We start from the raw sequence: 489 nt of genomic DNA, 5'->3' as shown, positions 1-489 counted from the left end.
TGGAGAACGGTCTGAAGAACCTGACCATCGGCGCCTTCGGTAAGGCGGCCGGGGTCAATGTGGAGACGATCCGGTTCTATCAGCACAAGGGCTTGCTGCCCGAACCGGCGCGGCCCTATGGCAGCATCCGCCGCTACGGCAAGGCGGATGTAGCCCGGGTGAAGTTCGTGAAATCGGCCCAGCGCTTGGGCTTCAGCCTGGATGAGATCGCCGAGCTGCTGCGGCTGGAGGATGGCACCCACTGCGACGAAGCCAGCCGCCTGGCCGAGCACAAGCTCCAGGACGTGCGCGCCAAGCTGGCCGACCTGGCGCGCATGGAGGTCGTGCTGTCCCAACTCGTGTGCGCCTGCCATGCACGCCAGGGAAATGTTTCGTGTCCGCTGATTGCGTCGTTGCAAGGCGAAACGAGCCTCGCCACGTCGGCAGGGGACCGGCTTGGGCGAGCTATGCCTTAGCGTACGATTTGTTCCGTTTCGTGAGCTGCCCCCT

Annotated in this window: 1 protein-coding gene; it reads left to right on the top strand. The window is 64.4% G+C overall.

What is annotated here, in order from left to right; all coding sequences use genetic code 11:
• The coding region (gene merR / locus M622_RS22860) for a mercury resistance transcriptional regulator MerR (RefSeq protein WP_021247887.1) at positions 1 to 455 on the top strand (455 nt) is incomplete at its 5' end.
• Between the last annotated feature and the right edge of the window lie 34 nt (positions 456 to 489).

It is taken from the genome of Thauera terpenica 58Eu, from assembly GCF_000443165.1.
Taxonomy (GTDB): Bacteria; Pseudomonadota; Gammaproteobacteria; order Burkholderiales; family Rhodocyclaceae; genus Thauera; species Thauera terpenica.
The sequence above is the reverse complement of the archived record's forward strand: the minus strand, read 5'-3'. Positions and strand labels throughout refer to the sequence as shown.